The organism is Micromonospora radicis (assembly GCF_003583405.1).
GTDB lineage: Bacteria > Actinomycetota > Actinomycetes > Mycobacteriales > Micromonosporaceae > Micromonospora > Micromonospora radicis.
Window position 1 is genome coordinate 83,824 of sequence record NZ_QXEC01000020.1, and the last position, 18,904, is coordinate 102,727.

The 18,904-nt window shown below is 70.9% G+C and carries 16 protein-coding genes and 2 tRNA genes; 12 read left to right on the forward strand and 6 right to left on the reverse strand.

Annotated features, from left to right (window positions below):
* Positions 1–14: 14 nt before the first annotated feature.
* Entirely contained in the window at positions 15–596 is a 582-nt protein-coding gene (locus D2L64_RS19850; RefSeq protein WP_119578706.1) for a hypothetical protein, read from the reverse strand.
* Positions 597–1,138: 542 nt separating this feature from the next.
* On the opposite strand from D2L64_RS19850, the gene gyrB reads away from it, so the two are divergent.
* The 6 genes from gyrB (at position 1,139) to D2L64_RS19875 (ending at position 8,488) form a co-directional block, all read left to right on the forward strand.
* Positions 1,139–3,085: a DNA topoisomerase (ATP-hydrolyzing) subunit B gene (gene gyrB, locus D2L64_RS19855; RefSeq protein ID WP_119578707.1), complete on the forward strand. Its 1,947-nt coding sequence runs from the start codon at positions 1,139–1,141 to the stop codon at positions 3,083–3,085.
* A gap of 127 nt (positions 3,086–3,212) precedes the next feature.
* On the forward strand, positions 3,213–6,992 hold the full coding sequence (gene gyrA / locus D2L64_RS19860) for an intein-containing DNA gyrase subunit A (protein ID WP_119578708.1): 3,780 nt from the start codon (positions 3,213–3,215) through the stop codon (positions 6,990–6,992).
* A 4-nt stretch (positions 6,993–6,996) separates the two neighbouring features.
* Positions 6,997–7,905 (forward strand): DUF3566 domain-containing protein, encoded by a 909-nt coding sequence (locus D2L64_RS19865; protein WP_119578709.1) that lies wholly within the window; start codon positions 6,997–6,999, stop codon positions 7,903–7,905.
* 222 nt (positions 7,906–8,127) lie between these two features.
* A tRNA-Ile gene (locus tag D2L64_RS19870) sits at positions 8,128–8,201 on the forward strand.
* Positions 8,202–8,245: 44 nt separating this feature from the next.
* Positions 8,246–8,374, forward strand: a complete 129-nt coding sequence (locus D2L64_RS27970; RefSeq protein WP_217705935.1) for a DLW-39 family protein — start codon at positions 8,246–8,248, stop codon at positions 8,372–8,374.
* Positions 8,375–8,415: 41 nt separating this feature from the next.
* Positions 8,416–8,488, forward strand: a tRNA-Ala gene (locus D2L64_RS19875).
* A 116-nt stretch (positions 8,489–8,604) separates the two neighbouring features.
* Here D2L64_RS19875 and D2L64_RS19880 read toward each other — a convergent pair.
* Positions 8,605–9,015 (reverse strand): type II toxin-antitoxin system VapC family toxin, encoded by a 411-nt coding sequence (locus D2L64_RS19880; protein ID WP_119578710.1) that lies wholly within the window; start codon positions 9,013–9,015, stop codon positions 8,605–8,607.
* Positions 9,012–9,290: a type II toxin-antitoxin system Phd/YefM family antitoxin gene (locus D2L64_RS19885; protein ID WP_199714641.1), complete on the reverse strand. Its 279-nt coding sequence runs from the start codon at positions 9,288–9,290 to the stop codon at positions 9,012–9,014. The genes D2L64_RS19880 and D2L64_RS19885 overlap by 4 nt, the downstream gene beginning before the upstream one ends.
* A gap of 589 nt (positions 9,291–9,879) precedes the next feature.
* Here D2L64_RS19885 and D2L64_RS19890 point away from each other — a divergent pair.
* Positions 9,880–10,851 carry an L-threonylcarbamoyladenylate synthase gene (locus D2L64_RS19890; protein ID WP_119578737.1) on the forward strand — a complete coding sequence of 324 codons (972 nt, stop codon included), beginning with the start codon at positions 9,880–9,882 and terminating at the stop codon, positions 10,849–10,851.
* 19 nt (positions 10,852–10,870) lie between these two features.
* On the opposite strand, the gene D2L64_RS19895 is transcribed toward D2L64_RS19890, so the two are convergent.
* Positions 10,871–15,367, reverse strand: a complete 4,497-nt coding sequence (locus tag D2L64_RS19895) for a cation-translocating P-type ATPase (protein ID WP_119578712.1) — start codon at positions 15,365–15,367, stop codon at positions 10,871–10,873.
* 210 nt (positions 15,368–15,577) lie between these two features.
* Here D2L64_RS19895 and D2L64_RS19900 point away from each other — a divergent pair, with 210 nt between their 5' ends.
* The 5 genes from D2L64_RS19900 to D2L64_RS19920 all read left to right on the forward strand — a co-directional run bounded on the left by D2L64_RS19900 (position 15,578) and on the right by D2L64_RS19920 (position 17,752).
* Entirely contained in the window at positions 15,578–15,838 is a 261-nt protein-coding gene (locus D2L64_RS19900) for a hypothetical protein (RefSeq protein WP_119578713.1), read from the forward strand.
* A gap of 7 nt (positions 15,839–15,845) precedes the next feature.
* Entirely contained in the window at positions 15,846–16,481 is a 636-nt protein-coding gene (locus D2L64_RS19905; protein WP_119578714.1) for a GAP family protein, read from the forward strand.
* A gap of 69 nt (positions 16,482–16,550) precedes the next feature.
* Positions 16,551–16,754: an NAD-dependent epimerase/dehydratase family protein gene (locus D2L64_RS19910; protein WP_233559051.1), complete on the forward strand. Its 204-nt coding sequence runs from the start codon at positions 16,551–16,553 to the stop codon at positions 16,752–16,754.
* A gap of 114 nt (positions 16,755–16,868) precedes the next feature.
* Entirely contained in the window at positions 16,869–17,066 is a 198-nt protein-coding gene (locus D2L64_RS19915) for a hypothetical protein (RefSeq protein WP_119578715.1), read from the forward strand.
* A gap of 137 nt (positions 17,067–17,203) precedes the next feature.
* Positions 17,204–17,752 (forward strand): YbaK/EbsC family protein, encoded by a 549-nt coding sequence (locus D2L64_RS19920; RefSeq protein ID WP_119578716.1) that lies wholly within the window; start codon positions 17,204–17,206, stop codon positions 17,750–17,752.
* 62 nt (positions 17,753–17,814) lie between these two features.
* Here the strand turns inward: D2L64_RS19920 and D2L64_RS19925 are convergent, their stop codons facing one another.
* On the reverse strand, positions 17,815–18,450 hold the full coding sequence (locus D2L64_RS19925; protein ID WP_119578717.1) for a DsbA family oxidoreductase: 636 nt from the start codon (positions 18,448–18,450) through the stop codon (positions 17,815–17,817).
* Between the two features lie 8 nt (positions 18,451–18,458).
* Complete coding sequence (locus tag D2L64_RS19930) at positions 18,459–18,899, reverse strand: SufE family protein (protein ID WP_119578718.1); 441 nt, start codon at positions 18,897–18,899, stop codon at positions 18,459–18,461.
* Positions 18,900–18,904 lie beyond the last annotated feature (5 nt).

Here is an 18,904-nt window from a genome sequence, read left to right on the forward strand (position 1 = left end):
CCGAGCGCTGCGGGCTACGGCTGGTGGGCCCGGCGCGGCGCCGCCGACTCGGCGTAGACGGCGAAGCCCCGATCGGCACAGCGCCGGTAGAAGGCCGCGACGACGCTCAACTCGGCGCAGGTGAAGGTCCACTGCGGCGCCGCGCCGCTGTCGTCCCGCAGCGCCGCCAGCCGACTGTCCAGCCAGCGCAACTGCTGCTCGGCCAGGCGGCCGTCGGACAGTAGCGAGCCCAGCACCACGCCCACCGACTCGAAGGTGACCGCCTCACCGTGCGGGCGGTGCGCCGCCACGAACCGCTCGATGCCGCCGGCGATCCAGGCACACCCGTCCGGGTCGATGACCGGATCCTCGTCCTCGGCGGCGGCCTCGGTGGCGTATAGGACGCCGTCCAGCCCGAGGATCAGATCCACCACCTCGGTATAGGCGGTGGCCCGGACCGTGCCTGTCTTCGCGATCAGCTCCGCGAGCGCGGCGGTCGGCGCCGAGATGCCCGGCACGTCGACGATGTCGCCGAAGTCGACGAACTCGGCCGGCGCGACCGGATCGTAGAAGCGGCCGGTCCGCGGCCACTGGACCGCGACGTTGTCCAGCCCCATCTGGTGTCACCTCTCACGAGCACGGGTCGGGTCGATCGGGTCGATAGTCCGGTTCCGGGCAGAAAAGATCAAGACCGGCCCGGCGACCCGATCGGCGGGGGAACGCCCGCCGAGGACGGTACCGGCTCGCGTCGATCGACGTCGGGACGGCCGGTCTGGGTCGCCGTCGCGCGACGGATCCGCTGATCATGCCCTGGCGTGTAGGGGGAGTCGCGGACAGCGCGGTTCGGCCCGCTACGTGAATCTGAGCCGCCGCGAAGGGGTGCCGAGTGGTGGTTCTATCGCCCGCGCACAGTAAGATTGGGGCGAGACGAAGACCCGGAGCGGCGCGACGCTTCGCGGGCCCGGTGCGGGTCCGTGATCATCCGTCCGACTCGGGTCGAGCCGATCGCGATCCGCGGGCAACCGCGGCGACCGGCGCGTTCGACCCGTACCCCGGAAGTTGTCCCCGGTGCCGGTCCGCGCGCCGACGTCGCGTCCTGTCCGCCGAACCCGCGCCCGGCGTGCCTGACGGCACGTTCGGTGCGAGAAAGTGGCCGAGGGTGGCAGCGCAGGACAATCAACAGTACGGCGCCGAGTCGATCACCGTCCTCGAAGGGCTGGAGGCGGTCCGGAAGCGGCCGGGCATGTACATCGGGTCCACCGGCGAGCGGGGCCTGCACCACCTGGTGTGGGAGGTCGTGGACAACGCGGTGGACGAGGCGCTGGCCGGCTACTGCGACACCATCGACGTGGTGCTGCTCGCCGACGGCGGCGTCCGGGTCACCGACAACGGCCGGGGCTTCCCGGTGGACCTGCACCCCAAGCTGAAGAAGCCGGGTGTCGAGGTCGCGTTGACCGTGCTGCACGCGGGCGGCAAGTTCGACGGCAAGGCGTACGCGGTCTCCGGCGGTCTGCACGGCGTGGGCGTCTCCGTGGTGAACGCGCTCTCCACCAGGATGGCCGTCGAGATCCACAAGGACGGTTTCGTCTGGCGGCAGCAGTACCACCGCTCCAAGCCGACTCCGCTGGAGAAGGGCGAGCCGACCGACCGCACCGGCTCGGCGGTCTCCTTCTGGCCCGACCCGGACGTCTTCGAGACCGTCGACTTCGACTTCCAGACCATCTACCGACGCCTGCAGGAGATGGCCTTCCTCACCCGTGGCCTCACCATCCACCTGCTCGACGAGCGGGTCGCCGAGGGCGAGGAGGGCAAGCTCCGCGAGGTGACCTTCCACTACGAGGGTGGTATCGCGGACTTCGTCCGGCACCTGAACGCCTCCAAGAGCCCGATGCACAAGACCGTGATCGAGTTCGGCGCCGAGGAAGAGGGCATGTCGGTCGAGATCGCCATGCAGTGGAACGAGTCGTACGGCGAGTCGGTCTACACCTTCGCGAACAACATCAACACCCACGAGGGTGGTACCCACGAGGAGGGCTTCCGGGCCGCGCTGACCAGCGTGGTCAACCGCTACGGCAGCGACAAGAAGCTGCTCAAGGGCGACGAGAAGCTCTCCGGCGAGGACATCCGCGAGGGCCTGGCCTCGATCATCTCGGTCAAGCTGACCAACCCGCAGTTCGAGGGCCAGACCAAGACCAAGCTCGGCAACACCCCGGTGAAAAGCTTCGTACAGCGGGTCTGCAACGAGTGGCTGGTCGACTGGCTGGACCGCAACCCCGCCGAGGCGAAGATCATCATCACCAAGGCGTCCCAGGCCGCCCGCGCCCGGATCGCCGCCCAGCAGGCCCGCAAACTGGCCCGGCGCAAGTCGCTGCTGGAGTCCGGCTCGATGCCGGGCAAGCTCGCCGACTGCCAGTCCACCGACCCGCGTGAGTCCGAGGTCTTCATCGTCGAGGGCGACTCGGCCGGCGGCTCGGCCAAGCAGGGGCGGGATCCGCGGACCCAGGCGATCCTGCCGATTCGCGGCAAGATCCTCAATGTGGAGAAGGCCCGGATCGACCGGGTACTCAAGAACAATGAGGTGCAGGCGCTGATCACCGCGCTGGGCACCGGCATCCACGACGACTTCGACATCGAGAAGCTGCGGTACCACAAGATCGTGCTGATGGCCGACGCCGACGTCGACGGCCAGCACATCCAGACGTTGCTGCTCACCCTGCTGTTCCGGTTCATGCGCCCGCTGGTCGAGCTGGGCCACGTCTACCTGGCCGCCCCGCCGCTCTACAAGATCAAGTGGAACAAGAAGGGCGACGACGCGCAGTACGCGTACTCCGACCGGGAGCGCGACGGGCTGATCGCGCTGCGCCAGCAGAAGAAGGCGAACGCCAAGCCGGACGACATTCAGCGGTTCAAGGGCCTCGGCGAGATGAACTACCCGGAGCTGTGGGAGACCACGATGAACCCGGCCACCCGGACGCTGCGTCAGGTGACCCTGGACGACGCCGCCACCGCCGACGAGCTGTTCAGCGTGCTGATGGGCGAGGACGTCGAGGCGCGCCGTTCGTTCATCCAGCGCAACGCCAAGGACGTCCGCTTCCTGGACATCTGACGGGCCCGCCAGCCGGGCCGGGCTCCGGTCCGGCTGGCCGGTCCACAGAGTTATCCACAACTTGGCCGCTATCCACAGCAGTTATCCACAGGCACAAAAACGACTCTCAGTCTGATAAGGGTTAACAGTGACCGATTCCCCCGAGTCCACACCGAACGAGCCCGAGGTCCCCGAGGCGCCGGCTGCCGTGGTCGCCCACGACCGCATCGAGCCGGTCGGGCTCGAGGTGGAGATGCAGCGCTCCTACCTCGACTACGCGATGAGCGTCATCGTCGGGCGGGCGCTGCCGGACGTCCGGGACGGGCTCAAGCCGGTCCACCGCAAGATCCTCTACGCCATGTTCGACTCGGGCTACCGGCCGGACCGTGGATACGTCAAGTGTTCGCGCGTCGTCGGCGACGTGATGGGCCAGTTCCACCCGCACGGCGACTCGGCCATCTACGACGCCCTGGTCCGGATGGCCCAGCCCTGGTCGCTGCGCTACCCGCTGGTGGACGGCAACGGCAACTTCGGTTCGCCCGGAAATGACCCTGCTGCGGCTATGCGTTACTGCATCACCGCAGATGTCCGTATTCGTACCGCTGGTGGCAGCGTGCGGATCGGTGACGTGGTGCCGGGCGCGGCGTCGAGCAGCGAGAGCGACATCGACCTCAAGGTCCGCGACCGCAACGGCGACCTGGTCCGCGCCTCGGCGTTCTTCCACTCCGGCGAGCACCCGACGCTGCGGCTGCGCACCCGCGAGGGGTACGAGCTGACCGGCACCCACAACCACCCGGTGCTCTGCCTGGTGGACGTGGCCGGCGTACCGACCCTGCTCTGGAAGCTGCTCGCCGAGATCTCGCCCGGCGACCGGGTGGTGCTCCAGCGCAGCGTGCCGGACGAGATCGGCTACCCGATGCTGGAGCACGTCGAGGCCGCCGTCCTCGCGGGTGCCTTCGTCAGCGAGGGCTGGGTCTCCGAGACCCGGGCGGGCTTCAACAACGTCGACCGCGAGTTCTTCGTCCGCGTCCTGGCGGCGTACGACCTCGCTGTCGGTGGTCGTCGGTACGTCAGCGAGCGGGTGATCGCGTCCGGGAGCGTCCTGCACGAACTCGACATCCAGGACCTCTCCGCGCTCCGGGCCAGCGTCCTCGGTGAGTTGGTCGGTGCGCGCGGCGCCGACAAGTTCGTGCCGGAGTTCGTCTGGCAGGGGCCGGCCGCGATCAAGCGGGCCTTCCTCCAGGCCCTCTTCGAGGGGGACGGCTCCTCCTCGCTGCTGCCGCGCAACACCATCCAGATCTCGTACTCCACGCGCAGCGAGCGGCTCGCCCGCGAGGTGCAGCAGTTGCTGCTGGAGTTCGGCGTCGTCAGCCGCCAGTGCCGGTACGACGACGGCGAGATCAAGGTCGTGGTGACCAACCGCCGGGACGCGCGGATCTTCGCCGCCCAGGTCGGCTTCCTCGGCCGCAAGCAGGCCAAGCTGGAGTCGGAGTTGGCCTCGGTCCCGGCGAGCAGCACGGCGCTCTCCAGCGACCACGTGCCGCTGGTCGGTGACTTCATCCGGGAGCACGGTGCCAGCCGCTGGACCGAGCGGGACTGGCTGCGCCGGCACAACGTGGACCGGATCGAGCGCTGGGAGCGCGATCGCGACGAGATCGCCGCCCGGATCACCGAGTCCGAGGTGCTCGACGTGGTCGAGCCGTTGGTGGACGGTCGCTTCTACTACGCCGAGGTGGCCGGGGTCACCGACGCGGGTGTGCAGCCGGTCTACAGCATCCGGGTGGACACCGACGACCACTCGTTCGTCTCCGACGGGTTCGTCAGCCACAACACCGAGTGCAAGCTCGACCCGCTCGCCATGGAGATGCTGCGGGACATCGACGAGGACACCGTCGACCTGCAGGACAACTACGACGGCCGGGCCAAGGAGCCCACCATCCTGCCGTCGCGGATCCCGAACCTGCTGATCAACGGCTCCGAGGGCATCGCGGTCGGCATGGCCACCAAGATCCCGCCGCACAACCTGCGCGAGATCGGCGCCGCGGTGCAGTGGTGCCTGGAGCATCCGGAGGCGGACGAGGCCACCACGCTCGAAGCGCTGCTGGAGATCGTCAAGGGGCCGGACTTCCCGACCCACGGTCTCATCGTCGGCCAGTCCGCCATCCAGGACGCGTACCGCACCGGTCGGGGTTCGATCCGGATGCGCGCGGTGGTCGAGGTCGAGGAGGACAAGCGCGGCCGGCCGGCGCTGGTGGTCAGCGAGCTGCCGTACCAGGTGAACCCGGACAACCTGGCCGAGCGGATCGCCGAGCTGATCAAGGAGGGCAAGCTCGCCGGCATCGCCGACATCCGCGACGAGTCCTCCGGGCGTACCGGTATGCGGATCGTGCTGGTGCTCAAGCGCGACGCGGTCGCCAAGGTGGTGCTGAACAACCTCTACAAGCACACCCAGCTCCAGGAGACCTTCGGCGCGAACATGCTGGCGCTGGTCGACGGGGTGCCGCGCACGCTGAACCTGGCGCAGTTCATCCGCTACTACGTCGAGCACCAGATCGAGGTGATCCGGCGGCGGACGGCCTTCCGGCTGCGCAAGGCCGAGGAGCGGGCGCACATCCTGCGTGGCCTCTCCAAGGCGTTGGACGCGCTGGACGAGGTGATCGCCCTGATCCGGCGTTCGCCCACGGTCGAGGACGCCCGGCAGGGCCTGATCCGGCTGCTGGAGATCGACGAGATCCAGGCGACCGCGATCCTGGACATGCAGCTGCGCCGGCTCGCCGCGCTGGAGCGGCAGCGGATCCTCGACGACCTGGCCAAGCTGGAGCTGGAGATCGCCGACCTCAAGGACATCCTGGCCAAGCCGGAGCGGCAGCGGCGGATTGTCTCGGAGGAGCTGGGCGAGATCGTCGCGAAGTGGGGCGACGACCGCCGTACCCAGATCATCCCGTTCGACGGTGAGGTCTCGATGGAGGATCTCATCGCCCGCGAGGACGTGGTGGTGACGATCACACGTACCGGGTACGCCAAGCGGACGAAGGTCGACCTCTATCGGTCGCAGCGGCGGGGCGGCAAGGGCGTCAGCGGCGCCACGCTGCGGCAGGACGACATCGTCAGCCACTTCTTCGTCTGCTCGACACACGACTGGATGCTGTTCTTCACCAACAAGGGGCGGGTGTACCGGGCCAAGGCGTACGAGCTGCCGGAGGCCAGTAGGGTGGCCAAGGGTCAGCACGTGGCTAATCTGCTCGCCTTCCAGCCGGACGAGCAGATCGCGCAGATCATCGAGATCCCGAACTACCAGGTAGCCCCCTATCTGGTCCTGGCGACGAAGAACGGCCTGGTGAAGAAGACGCGGCTTGAGGAGTTCGACTCCAACCGGTCCGGCGGAATCATCGCGATCAACCTGCGCGATGAGGACGAGCTGGTCGGTGCTGCGCTCGTCGGCCCCAGTGACGACCTGCTGCTGGTCTCCAAGAACGCCCAGGCGATCCGGTTCAACGCCACCGACGAGGCGTTGCGGCCGATGGGTCGGGCCACCTCGGGTGTGATCGGGATGCGGTTCAGCGAGGACGACGTGCTGCTGGCCATGGAGGTGGTCCGGGAAGGGCTGGACGTCCTGGTGGCCACGAACGGGGGATACGCGAAACGTACCCCGATCGAGGAATACCCGGTGCAGGGCCGGGGAGGTAAGGGCGTGCTGACTGCGAAGATCACCGAACGGCGCGGTGGTCTGGTCGGTGCTGTGGTGATCGATCCGGACGACGAGCTGTTCGCTATCACCAGCAACGGTGGCGTCATCCGGACTCCGGTGAAGCCTGTACGCCGCACGCGTGACCGGAACACAATGGGGGTCAAGCTGATGGACCTTCCGGACGGCGTGACTATCGTGGCGATTGCTCGCAATGCCGACGAGCCTGACGAACAGGACTAGTTGAATGACGGAGACACAGGCGAAGTCGGGGAACGCGGGGACCTCGGCCAACCCGGTCGACGACGAGGCCGCGCAGAACGGCGCGCCAACGACCGGCCGCGCGGCCGTAGGCCGGGCCACGGTCCCCGCCGACGCGCCTGCCCCGAAGTTCACTCGGGCTCCCGGGATGGCCCCGCCGCCGGAGAAGCCCGCCGACGAGCAGACAGCCGACGCCGAGGAGAAGTCCGGTGGGGAGGCCGCGGCCGGTGCGCCGGCCGCCGCCCCCGCCGGCAAGCCGACGGTCACCCAGCCGATCGCTCGCCCGGGCCTGTCCGCCTCGGCCAACACGGGAGTGCTTCCGATGGGCGGCAGCGGTCAGACCGGTACCCAGCCGCGGGTGACTGGGATGGGTCCGAAGCCCGACGCGACGCGGCCGTTGGGCACGGCCCGTCCGGCGAACGGTGGCGGGCTGCCTCCGGGGGTCGGCTCGGCCGCCGTGGGTGCCGCGCGGGTCGGTGAGGCGGTACGCGCAGCGCGTACGTCGGTCAGTTCGGCCGCCTCCCGCGGGCCGCGCCGGGCCCGGCTGAACCTCAAGCGGATCGACCCATGGTCAGTGATGAAGTTCGCGTTCGCGGTGTCGGTGGTGTTGTTCATCGTCATCGTGGTCGCGACCTCGGTGCTCTATCTGGCGCTGGACGCGATGGGTGTGTTCAGTAGCGTGAACGACAGCCTGAGCGACCTGGTGAACGCCGGTGGCGGGCAGGGCACCAGCGGTTTCCAGATCACCGCGAAGGGCGTGATCTTCAGTTCCATGCTGATCGGTGCGGTGAACGTGGTGCTGTTCACCGCGCTCGCCACGCTGGGCGCGTTCGTCTACAACGTCTGCGCTGACCTGGTCGGTGGCATCGAGCTGACCCTCGCCGAGCGCGACTGAACCATCTCGACCTTGTCAGTCCGGGCCGGCCGCTTCCGCGGCCGGCCCGGCTGCTTTCCATGGTGGTCGCAAGTGGGATGGTGGCGTGGTCCGTCCCGGTATCTCGGTGGGCTCGCTGCCTGCTCTCCGGTAGTTTCAGGAGGCGGTGTGCGGGGGCTTTCCGGGGCCGACCCCGATTTGGGGCGGCGTGGGCGGATGGGTTAACCTTGCTCGTCGCTACGCGGGGCTATAGCTCAGTCGGTTAGAGCGCAGAGCTGATAACTCTGAGGTCGCTGGTTCGATTCCAGCTAGCCCCACCGCAGATGGTCCGACGGCACGTCGAGCGTAAGGGGCAGCCCCGATGTTCAAGAAGCTGTTGATCCTGGCCGGCGTCGTCGGTGTGGCCGCCGTGGTGGCCAAGAAGATCAAGGAAGCGAACGACGAGCGCGCCCTCTGGCACGAGGCGACCACCTCGCCGGATCTGCGCTGATCGCATTCGGTTCCAACCACCCTGGCGGCACCGCCCGCCGAGGGGCCCTAGCTCAACTGGCAGAGCACTGCCTTTGCAAGGCAGGGGTTAGGGGTTCGAGTCCCCTGGGCTCCACTCGAAACGGATACCCAAACGGAGGGGTGCAAGGTCGCAAACGCAGGCCACGGCCGATGTCGTGGCGGCGCGGCCAAGCGGCGGCCGGACTTCGTACCGAGTGGTGGATTCGTGGGTCAGTTCTGGCCGGGGCTTGCTACGGGTAGTCCTGCTTCCTTGGCGCAATCGAGCAGCCGCCGGTCGTAGGTGACGAAGGCGGTGAGTGCCGTGCCGGACTCGTTGGTCAGGACCTGGGCGGTGGCCAGGTGGATGGCGTCGAGGCTGCGGAGCGTCGGCTCGGCGAACGCGGCTGCGGTTGCACGGATCGTGCTGTCGATCTCCAGTCGGAACAGCCGTCCGACAGCAGCCGGCACTCCGATCAACGCCTGCGGAGCTGATCGGCGCAGCGCTCTGGGTACTTCCACCTCGACGAGCGCGGAGGAGACCAGCGGCACGTCGTCGTGCTTGTTGAGCCAGGAGACAAGGTCGGCGCTGCATGCTTCCTGCCGCACCAGCTTGACGACGGCGGCGGAATCGAGATAGATCACCAGCGCTCCTCGTCACGCATCGCAGCGAGCGAGGCGGCCACGTCCACACTCTCGTCACCGAGCTTCGGTGGAAGTGGAACAGAGCCCCCGCCGGTGGGGGCGACGGCCCGCCCTGCCGCTACCAGCTTGGCCAGAATCGACCTGTCGTCGCCTACCGGAACAAGTCGGGCGATCGGGTGTCCACGATCGGTGATCTCGACGGTCTCCCCGCCACTCACCCGAGCCAACACCTGGCTCGTGTTCTGGTTCAGCTCCCGGACACCGATGCGTTCCATGGACACAAGTGTAGAACAAGATGTTCTACGGATCTAGCTCCTGGTGTAACCCGGGCTGTCTGTTCGCTGACCAGGGAGATTCTCGAGGTCTGGGCCATGGCGGCTGGCCGGCGGTTCGGTGGGTGATGTCGGAATCATCGCGCACGACCCGAGGTCCGTGAGGTGGGCAGGTTTAGGGTCAGCGGACCGCCTGCGATCGTGGCGGTGTGGTTCGCATGGTGGTACCTCCGGCCCACCAGCACTCTCCATTGTCTATGCCGGTCCGGGTGCCGCCTCCGACTCTTGTCAGGGGTGGGCGAGGCGGCGTTGTGAGCCAGGTGGCGACCAGTTCGTCGAAGCCGGGGCCCGGGGCCGGACCCTTCCACGAAGACCACCGCCGGGTGCGGGCCGGGCCAGGGCGGTTGGACGAAGTCTCCGACCAGGGTGTCCGAGCCGTTGGCGAAGGACAGCTCCGTCGACGTCGGATCGAACAACATCAGGCCAAGGTAGTGGATCCGGATCCGGCGCGCTCCCCGGCGCCGGGGCGCCGGGGAGGCGGTGACCGGGCGCAGGCTAGCGTCGGGGGGTGAGTACCGGATCTCCCCGTGTCCTGCCGGCCGACGGCGACCTTGCCGAGGCTGCGTCGGTCCTGCGTACCGGCGGGTTGGTGGCCTTTCCCACCGAGACGGTCTACGGCCTGGGGGCGAACGCCTCGGACGCGCGGGCGGCGGCCCGGATCTTCGAGGCGAAGGCGCGGCCGAGCTTCGACCCGCTGATCACCCATCTGGCCGACGTGGCCGACCTGGAGCCGCTGGTCGGGGCGGTACCGCCGGCGGTGGCGGCGTTGGCGGCCCGGTTCTGGCCGGGGCCGCTGACCCTGCTCGTGGACCGGCCGGCGGTGATCCCGCCGATCGTCACCTCGGGGCTGGCCACCATGGCGGTGCGGGTGCCCGACAACGCGTACGCGCGGCGGCTGATCGCTGCGGCGGGGGTACCGGTGGCCGCGCCGAGCGCCAACCGGTTCGGCCAGCTGAGCCCGACCCGGGCCGAGCACGTGGTGCGCGGGCTGGGCGGGGCGGTGGACGTGGTGCTCGACGGTGGGCCGACACGGTGCGGGATCGAGTCCACGATCGTCGACGCCCGGGGGGAACGTCCGGTGGTGCTGCGGCTCGGCGCGCTGCCGGTGGAGGAGTTGGAGAAGGTCACCGGCCCGGTCACGATCCGTCCGGGCAGTTCGGGTCAGCCGGTGGCGCCGGGCGCGCTCGCCGCGCACTACGCCCCGCGTACGCCGTTGCGGCTGCCCGCCGCCGGTGTGGCCGCGACCTCGGGGTCGGTGCCTGGGATGCTGCGGGGCTACCTGGCGTTCCGGGACCGGCCGGCGGGTGACTGGACGGCGGTGGAGGTGCTGTCGGTCTCCGGTGACCTGACCGAGGCCGCGGCTCGGCTCTTCGAGGCGCTGCACCGGCTGGACGCGGCCGGGGTCGACGAGATCGTGGCCGAGCCGGTGCCGGAGACCGGCGTCGGTAGGGCGGTCAACGACCGGCTGCGCCGCGCCGCCGCCACCTGGCATTCCGCGAACTGAACCGCACCCGTTCCGGCGGTCAGGGCTTGGACTCGGCCAGGTCCACCGGCTTGGCTGGGTCGACCTGCTTGGCCGGGTCGGCCGGTTCCGGCTGCTGCTCCGGATCGGGTTCTTCGGCGTGCGGTGGGTCGACCTGGGGCAGGCGGGCGACGAGCTTGGTGAGGGCACCGTTGGCGAGGGTGGCGCCGAGCGCGGAGCCGGTGGCGATGGTCCAACCCACCGGCCCGAGCGGGGTGCAGCCGAAGAACTGGCTGACCCCCGGTGTCTGCACCACCGCGGCCAGTACGCCGATCGAGGCGGCGGTGGAGGCGAGCACGGTGGGGCTGGTGCCGCCGGCCAGTACGGTCTGCCCGAGCTGCGTACCGACCAGGGAGACCAGGGCGACCGTGCCGGCGCGTCGGCGGCTGCCGGTGTAGCGGGCCAACGTCCAGCCGGCGGTGGCGCCGAGGGTGGTGGCGGTGGCCCGTAGCCCGATCTCCCGGGTCATGGTCTGGCCGAGTGAGCTGTCCGGTCCCTCCCGTAGCAGGCCGTCGGCGTGGTCGCCGCCGGGTGGCCGTACCGCGATGGCCAGCGCGGGGGCCATGTCGGTGAGCAGGTTCACCAGGAGCAGCTGGCGTCCGTTGAGGGCGGCCTGGCCGGTCGCGGCGGCGCTCAGCACGCTGAACGCGATCTCGCCGAGGTTGCCGCCGACGAGGATGCTCAGCGCGTGGCGTACCGACGACCACATCGCCCGGCCCTCGACCAGGGTGGCGATGATGGTCTCCAGCCGGTCGTCGGTGACCACCAGGTCGGCGGCGGCCCGGGCGGCGGGGGTGCCCCGTTGGCCGAGGGCGATGCCCACGTCGGCGAGCCGGATCGCGGGCGCGTCATTGGCGCCGTCGCCGGTCATGGCCACGGTCCGTCCGCGTTTCTGCAGTGCCTGGATGATGCGGACCTTGTGGGTCGGGGTGCACCGGGCCACCACGTCGGTGACGGCCAGCCGTTCGGCGAGCGCGGCGTCGTCGAGTTCGTCGAGTTCGGTGGCGGTGACGACCCGTTGCGCGTCGCCGTCGCTGATGGTGGCGGCGATCGCCTCGGCGGTCGCCGGATGGTCGCCGGTGATCATGATGGTGTGCACGCCGGCCTGCCGGATCCGCCGGACGGCGGGCGCGGCGCTGGCGCGGATGCCGTCGGCGATGGCCAGGAATCCGGTGAAGGTCAGGCCGCGTACGTCGTCGTCGCCGATGTTCGGATCGCCGACGAAGCACTCGGCGACGGCGAGGATCCGGTGCCCCGCCCCGGCCCGTTCGCCGAGTTGTCGTTGCAGTTCGGCGCGGCCGGCGTCGTCGAGTGGTTCGTCGCGTCCGCCGGTGCGGCGGGCGGCGCAGCGGGGCAGCACCTTCTCCGGCGCGCCCTTCACGCTGAGCAGGATGCGGCCCTGGGTTTCGCCGACCGTGGCGTGGTAGCCCCGGGAGGGTTCGAAGGGCAGCCCGCCGGACGCCTGCCAGCCCGGGGCCGCCTCCTGCTCCGGCACTCCGGCGGCGATGGCGCCACGCAGCACCGCCCGGTCGGTCTGCATGGACAGTTCCTCCGGGTCCGCAGCGGCGGGGGTGGCCCGAAGTGCCGCGGCGAGGGTCCGGCGCAGCCGCTCGTCGAGTTCCGCCGCGGGCGCGTACCCGTCGGCGTCGCCCACGCCGGCCAGCAGCAGGTGTCCCTCGGTGAGGGTGCCGGTCTTGTCGAAGCAGAGCACGTCGACCCGGCCGAGCGCCTCGATGGTGCGTGGGTTGCGGACCAGCGCGCCGTGTTCGGCCAGCCGCCGGGCCGCGGCCAGCTGCGCGGCGCTGACCAGGAAGGGAAGTCCCTCGGGTACCGAGGCGACCGCCAGGTTCGCCGCGGTCGCGGCGGTCTGGGCCAGGGGTACGCCGCGGAGCAGTCCGGCGCCGACCACCGCCACCGCGGATCCGGCCGCCAACGGGATCGCGGTGCGGGTCAGCCGGCCCAGCCGGGCCTCGACCCCGCCGGCGGGCGGCGCCTGCTGGGCCAGGGCCAGGCTGCGGCCCGCCTCGGTGTCGGCGCCGGTGGCCACGACCACGGCGGTGCCCCGGCCGGCGGCGATCGTGGTCCCTTCGTAGAGCATCGATCGTCGTTCGGCGACGGCAGCGGCCACCACCGGCTGGTCGATCTTGCTGACCGGCAGCGACTCACCGGTCAGGGACGACTCGTCGGCCTCCAGGCCGACGGATTCCAGCACCCGGCAGTCGGCGGGTACGGCGTCGCCCGATTCGAGGATGATCACGTCGCCGGGGACGAGTTCGTCGGCCGCCACCACCCGTTCCGTGCCGGCCCGGCGTACCCGGGCGGTGACCGCCGAGCGGGACAACAGTTCGGCCAGTGCCTTCTCGGTGTTGCGCTGGTGCACCGCGCCGACCAGCGCGGAACCACCGACGACGCCGCCGACCAGAGCCGCGTCGACCAGTGAGCCGAAGCTGGCGGAGAGCACCGCCCCGGCGGCGAGTACCGGAGTGAGCGGGTTGGCCAGTTCGTCGACGAAGGCGCGGAACAGCCCACCCGGGCCGCCGGTCTCGCCGGGGCCGGCCGCCTGTCGGCGTTCCGCCTCGGTGTCGGTGAGCCCGTCGGGGTCGGTGTCGAGTTGTTCGAGCACGGTCGGCACCGGCATCAGGTGCCAGGCGGTGATCGCGGGTACGGGTGTCTCGGCCCGTTCGGAAAGTCGACTGGCCCGCCACATGCCGTGCGCGAAGGCGAGCGCCGCGGCGCCGTTGACCGAGGCGAGGGTGCGGCCGGGCAGCAGGGCGGGGTCGCTGGTGAAGGCGCTGAGCGCACCCAGGCCGGTCCCGGCCAGGCCGATGCGCATGTTCTGGGCGGTGGTCCGACGGGCCACCCCGGCGGCCTCGATGATCAGTGCGACGACCCGGAGGTCCGTGCCGACGAGCAGATGCGCGCCCCACGGTGGCAGTGCTTCCGGGTCGGCCATGCCCAGTCCGCAGTCGGCGGCGGCGAGGGCCGCCCGGTCACCGGAGACGAGCATCACCACCGCACCCTCCCGTTGCAGGGTGCGTACCGACTCGGCCAGTTCGTCGCCGCCGGGTACCAGCGCGTCGTGCCGCTGCGGGTCGCCGCCGGCCACGACGAGCCGCAGGCCGGCCTGCCGGGCGACGGCCGGCAGATTGTCCACGCCCGGTGCGGGCTCCGGTTCGACCCGCAGCACGGCCGCGAGGGTGTCGCCTCCGGCGAGGCCGAGGAGGTCGCCGCCGCGTTCGCGCAGTCGCCGGCTGTCCTCGGTGTCGCCGGGGTCGCGTACGTCGAGCCGGTCCAGGGGACCGAGGCGCCAGCCGTCGAGCTGCCGTACGTCGGTCGGGGCGGCCGGTTCGAAGAGGGCGAACGCCCGCGCGGCCACCTGGGAGGTGTCGGCACCGGGCAGCGGAGCCAGGTCGGCCAGTACGCCCCGGTCGGAGCCGAGGACCCGGGCGTCCAGGACCAGCGTGTCGATCCGGTCGAGTTCACGCAGCACACTGCGGTCCATCGCGATGACACCACGCTTGGCGAGGATCCGGCCGAGCTGGGCGGCGTAACCCTCGCGTCCACTGCCCGGCGCCTTCGGCAGCGCGGACAGGCCCAGCGCGGCGGCGCGCTTCGGGCCGACGACGGGCGCCGCCGCGGCGAAGGCCGCCGCTCCGCTGCCGAGCATCCGGCTGAGGTACCGCTCGACGGCACCGTCCGGTTTGGGGCAGGGGCGTTCGACGACCGGCGACCTGGCGGTTGCCCGGGCCGGGTCACCGGTCAGTCGAGGTTCGGCCTTCTCCCAGGCCTGGAGCTGGGCCAGCGCCTCGCCCCACTGCACGACCCGCTGCGCCCCGTCGAGGACTATCCCGGTCCAGCCTCCGGTGAGTCCCTGCACCACCGCCTCGGCGAGCGGGAAGAGCACCTCGGCGCGGGGGTCGCGGCGCAGGCCGAGGCCGGCGAGGGCGTGCAGCCTGGGGTGCAGGTCGATGGCGCTGAGCAGGCCGGAGACCTCACCCGGGACAGGGGTGACGGGCAGGATCCGGGTGGCCGCGGAGATGGTCAGGCCGAGCGCGTCGGAGGCGAGGGCGCCGAGCGTACGTGGGGTGCGGGGGCCTTCCTCGGGCGGATGCGGGGGTGGGATCTCCGGGTCCGGTTCGTGCGGGCAGGTGCGTTCGGTACGGGCGATGGTGGCGACGAGTTCGCGTACCTTCGGCCCTGGCGTGTCGACGGCCACCACCACCCGGCCGGAGGGGGCGTTGACCCGGGCCCAGAGCACCCCGGGCATCCGCTCCAACGCCGTCTCGACCTGGCGCGCGAGGGTGTCGCCGCCGTCCTGGCAGACGCCGTGCACCTCGATGTGGTGGCGTCCCGGCCCGGACCACACCCGGCGGCTGGTCAGCCCGACCGCGCGGGCCAGCCGAGTGGCGGCCGCGCCGACACCGTGGGTGGCGTCACCCACCAGCGGTACGGCGACCGGCGGGCGGAGGCGGCGGACGATGCCGCCGATCGAGGTCATCGACGGGTACGACGGATCAGCTGGTTGACCGGCGTTTCGCTGTTCCTGTCGTGCCGCATCTCGCCTCCTACCGTTCGTGCCCGGCGGCCTGGCTTCCCGCCCGGGGGTCCGTTATGCCCGCCGGGGGAGGGAAGTTTTCCGCACCGGCGGGCATGGACGGGCGGGCCGGTGGAATGCGGGTGACCGACCGACTCACAGGGGAGGACCGGGATGAGTGCCATGACGCGACAGCTCAACGGGGCGCACGAGACGGTGCGGGCGTTCACCCGCCGGGTGGAAGTTCCATGGCTCGGTGTGGTGGCGGTGCCGCCGCCGGACAAGCTCGCCTACTACGCGGGCATCGGGGTGCTCACCGCGCTCCAGGTGATCGAGTGGCCCCTCGCGCTGGTGATCACCGCCGGACATCTGCTGGCCGACCAGCACCTGTCCGGCCTAGCGAAGGGGATCGGCGAGGCGCTCGAGACCGCCTGACGTCCCGATGAACTTCCTGACGCTCCTGCCGCTGGCCGTGGTGATGGTCGCCGGCACCCAGTTGGTGGCGGCGGTCTTCTTCGCCTCGTCCGACCGTCCACGCGCCGCGTCGCTGGGCTACCTGGCCGGGGCGGCGCTGGTGGTCTGCGGTGGTACGACCCTGTCCTGGGCGGTGATCCGGCTCTTCAAACTGAACTTCTCCAGCGGTGGTGGCCATCGCACCGTCGAGCGGGCCATCGACTGGTTCGTCCTCGCCCTGCTCGTGGTGCTGGCGATCGTGGTGTACCTGCGTCGGCACGCCGGAGCGCCGGGCTGGATGGCACGACTCCAACACGCCGGCCCGGGGTACGCGCTGCGGGTCGGTCTGCTGCTCTTCCTCGCCATGCCGTCCGACGACCTGACCATGCTCACGGTCGGCGCCACTGCCGCCCGGCACGACCTGCCCTGGTGGCACCTGCTGCCGTTCGTGCTGCTCACCCTGGCCCTGCTCGCCCTGCCGCTACTCGCGCTGCTGCTGCTCGGGCACCGGGCCGCAGTAGTGCTGCCGCGGATCCGGAACTGGGCGAACACTCACGCCTGGCTGGTCAGTGAGGCGGTGATCGCGCTCTTCCTGGTGCTCACCACCGTCGACCTGGTGCGGTGATTCGGGTCACAGCTGTCACGTCGCCGCCGGTGCGGTCCGTCGTCCGGGTATCCGACGAGGGAGGTTGACATGCGGGTGCTTGTCACGGGAGCCGGCGGCCGGCTGGGCCAAGCGACCGTTCCCCGGCTGGTCGACGCCGGGTTCGAGGTGCGTGCCACCAGCCGGCGGGCGCGTACCGGATCGGGTGTGCAGTGGGTCGTGGCGGACCTGGCCAGCGGCGCGGGCGGTTTCCCGGCAAGCTCGGGCGGGAGTTGCGGGCCGGTGGGCTGGTGACCGAGGCGCAACCGACGGGCCGGCGTAGCTTCGCCGACTACCTGTCCGACACGTACGGGGGAACGCCGGCAAGATGACGAACTTTCTCCTTCACGTTCGCCCTACCGTCGACTCATGCTCACGTTCGTCGCCACCAGCATTCTGTACGTCTGTGGGTTCGTCTTCCTCTACGGGGTGATCCGGCTCGCCGTCCGGCACGCCCTTGAGGACATCGAGCTGCGTCGCGTGCAGGCCGCCCGGGCCGAGGAGATGGCCGCCGCGCGGGACCACGCGATGCTGCAGAAGCACGGCTTCCTGACCAACAACGGCTGACGGCTCGGCTCGGCTCGCGCAGCGGTCGGGCCGGCCACCGCGGCACCGGTCCGGTGCGTGTCGGACCGGTCGGTACGTGGCCCTCCGGTCGGCTGCCGACGGTCCGGCCCGGGCGGGATGCGACGATCGCATCCGTGATGGGAACGCTGAAGACCGAGCCTGCCCGTACCCGACCCGACCTGCTGGCCGCGCCGGTCGCCGCGGCGTTGGCGCAGTGGCCCGCCGACGCCCCGGTAGACGTCGACGCGGTACTCGTCGCACCGATCGACGCCGAACTCGCCGACACGGCCGCGTTCTGTGCCGCGTACGAGGTGGGGCTGGCCGAGTCGGCCAACTGTGTGGTGGTCGCCGGCAAGCGCGACGGCGTGCTCCGGTACGCGGCCTGCCTGGTGCTCGCCACCACCCGGGTCGACGTCAACGGGGTGGCCCGCCGAGCGTTGGACGTACGCAAGGCGAGCTTCGCGCCGATGGCCGACGCGGTCGAGTCGACCGGCATGGAGTACGGCGGGATCACCCCGATCGGCCTGCCGCCACAGTGGCCGATCCTGGTCGACGCGCGGGTGGTGACCGCGCCGTACGTGGTCGTCGGATCGGGCGTACGGCACAGCAAGATCGCGCTGCCGGGCCCGGCGCTGGCCGCGCTGCCGAACGCGCGGATGGTGGAGGACCTGGCCAAGCCGGCCTGATCCTCGATCACCGTCGATGTTGTTGCACGTGAAACGTCGCCGGTCGACTGCCGGCGCCGGGATCACCCTTCGGCGGTCTCGCGCTGTTCGACCTCGGCGAGGGCGGCCAGCAGGGTGGCCGGCTCCTGCGCGCCGGTGACCGCGTACTTTCCGGCGAGCACGAAGGTGGGCACGCTGGTCACCCCGAGCTGCCGGGCGGCGGTCAGTTCGGCGGTGAGTTCGGCGACGCCCTCGTCGGAATCGAGGAACCGGCGGGCCTCGGCGCCGTCCAGGTCGACCGTGCCCGCGACGGCAGCGAGCGCCTCCCGGGAGCCGATGTCGACGCCGTCGGTGAAGTGGGCGCGGTGCAGGGCCTCGACCATCTCGCCCCCCCGCCCTCGCTCGGCGGCCCAGCTGATCAGGCGGTGCGCCTCGAAGGTGTTGGCCGCGATGGCGCGCTCGAAGTGGAGGTCCAGCCCGACGCTCGCGCCGACCTCGGTGACCTGGGTGGCCATCTGCGCCGCCCGCTGCGGCCCACCGAACTTCTCGCCCAGCACGTCGAGCAGCGGACGCGGCTCGGCCACCGGCGTCTCGTCGAGCTGGAAGGGGCGGTGCCGGACGGTCACCTTGCCGTCGTACGAGGCCAGCGCCGCGTCCAGCCGTCGCCGACCGATCCAGCACCAGGGGCAGACCACGTCGGCGTAGATGTCGATCTCCATAACCGGGATCAACCCGTCTTCCCGGCGATCTGTTCCCGGACCTGCCGCTTCAGCCGGGCCAGGACGGCCGTCCCGCCGCGTACCCGCAGTGGGCTGATCGCCTGGGCCAGGCCCATCCGCTGATACAGGTCGTCCGGTACGGCGAGCACCTGCTCCGCGGTGGCGTCGGCCAGCCCCTCGGCGAGGATGCCGGCGAACGCGCGGGTGGTCGGCGCCTCCGGCGGGCAGTCGAACAGCGTCCGTACCCTCCCCTCGGGCGTCAGCTCGGCCCGGAGGAAGAACGGCGTCTGACACTCCGTCACCTGCTCCATGCCCTGATGACCCTGCTGCCCGGCGGGGAGCGGCGGCACCGCGTCGGAGAACTCCAGCAGCATCTCCAGCACCACCTCGCGCGGTGCGGCGGCGAACTCGTCGACGATCTCGGCCAGCTTGCTCGGCATCTCGGGCATTCCGC

What these genes read in the sequence shown, in the direction of transcription:
- D2L64_RS19850 (WP_119578706.1), bottom strand. Translation starts at nt 596, where the DNA reads ATGGGGCTGGACAACGTCGCGGTCCAGTGGCCGCGGACCGGCCGCTTC.
- D2L64_RS19865 (WP_119578709.1), top strand. Translation starts at nt 6,997, where the DNA reads ATGACGGAGACACAGGCGAAGTCGGGGAACGCGGGGACCTCGGCCAAC.
- D2L64_RS27970 (WP_217705935.1), top strand. Translation starts at nt 8,246, where the DNA reads ATGTTCAAGAAGCTGTTGATCCTGGCCGGCGTCGTCGGTGTGGCCGCC.
- D2L64_RS19885 (WP_199714641.1), bottom strand. Translation starts at nt 9,290, where the DNA reads ATGGAACGCATCGGTGTCCGGGAGCTGAACCAGAACACGAGCCAGGTG.
- D2L64_RS19895 (WP_119578712.1), bottom strand. Translation starts at nt 15,367, where the DNA reads ATGACCTCGATCGGCGGCATCGTCCGCCGCCTCCGCCCGCCGGTCGCC.
- D2L64_RS19900 (WP_119578713.1), top strand. Translation starts at nt 15,578, where the DNA reads ATGAGTGCCATGACGCGACAGCTCAACGGGGCGCACGAGACGGTGCGG.
- D2L64_RS19905 (WP_119578714.1), top strand. Translation starts at nt 15,846, where the DNA reads ATGAACTTCCTGACGCTCCTGCCGCTGGCCGTGGTGATGGTCGCCGGC.
- D2L64_RS19910 (WP_233559051.1), top strand. Translation starts at nt 16,551, where the DNA reads ATGCGGGTGCTTGTCACGGGAGCCGGCGGCCGGCTGGGCCAAGCGACC.
- D2L64_RS19915 (WP_119578715.1), top strand. Translation starts at nt 16,869, where the DNA reads ATGCTCACGTTCGTCGCCACCAGCATTCTGTACGTCTGTGGGTTCGTC.
- D2L64_RS19920 (WP_119578716.1), top strand. Translation starts at nt 17,204, where the DNA reads ATGGGAACGCTGAAGACCGAGCCTGCCCGTACCCGACCCGACCTGCTG.
- D2L64_RS19925 (WP_119578717.1), bottom strand. Translation starts at nt 18,450, where the DNA reads ATGGAGATCGACATCTACGCCGACGTGGTCTGCCCCTGGTGCTGGATC.
- D2L64_RS19930 (WP_119578718.1), bottom strand. Translation starts at nt 18,899, where the DNA reads ATGCCCGAGATGCCGAGCAAGCTGGCCGAGATCGTCGACGAGTTCGCC.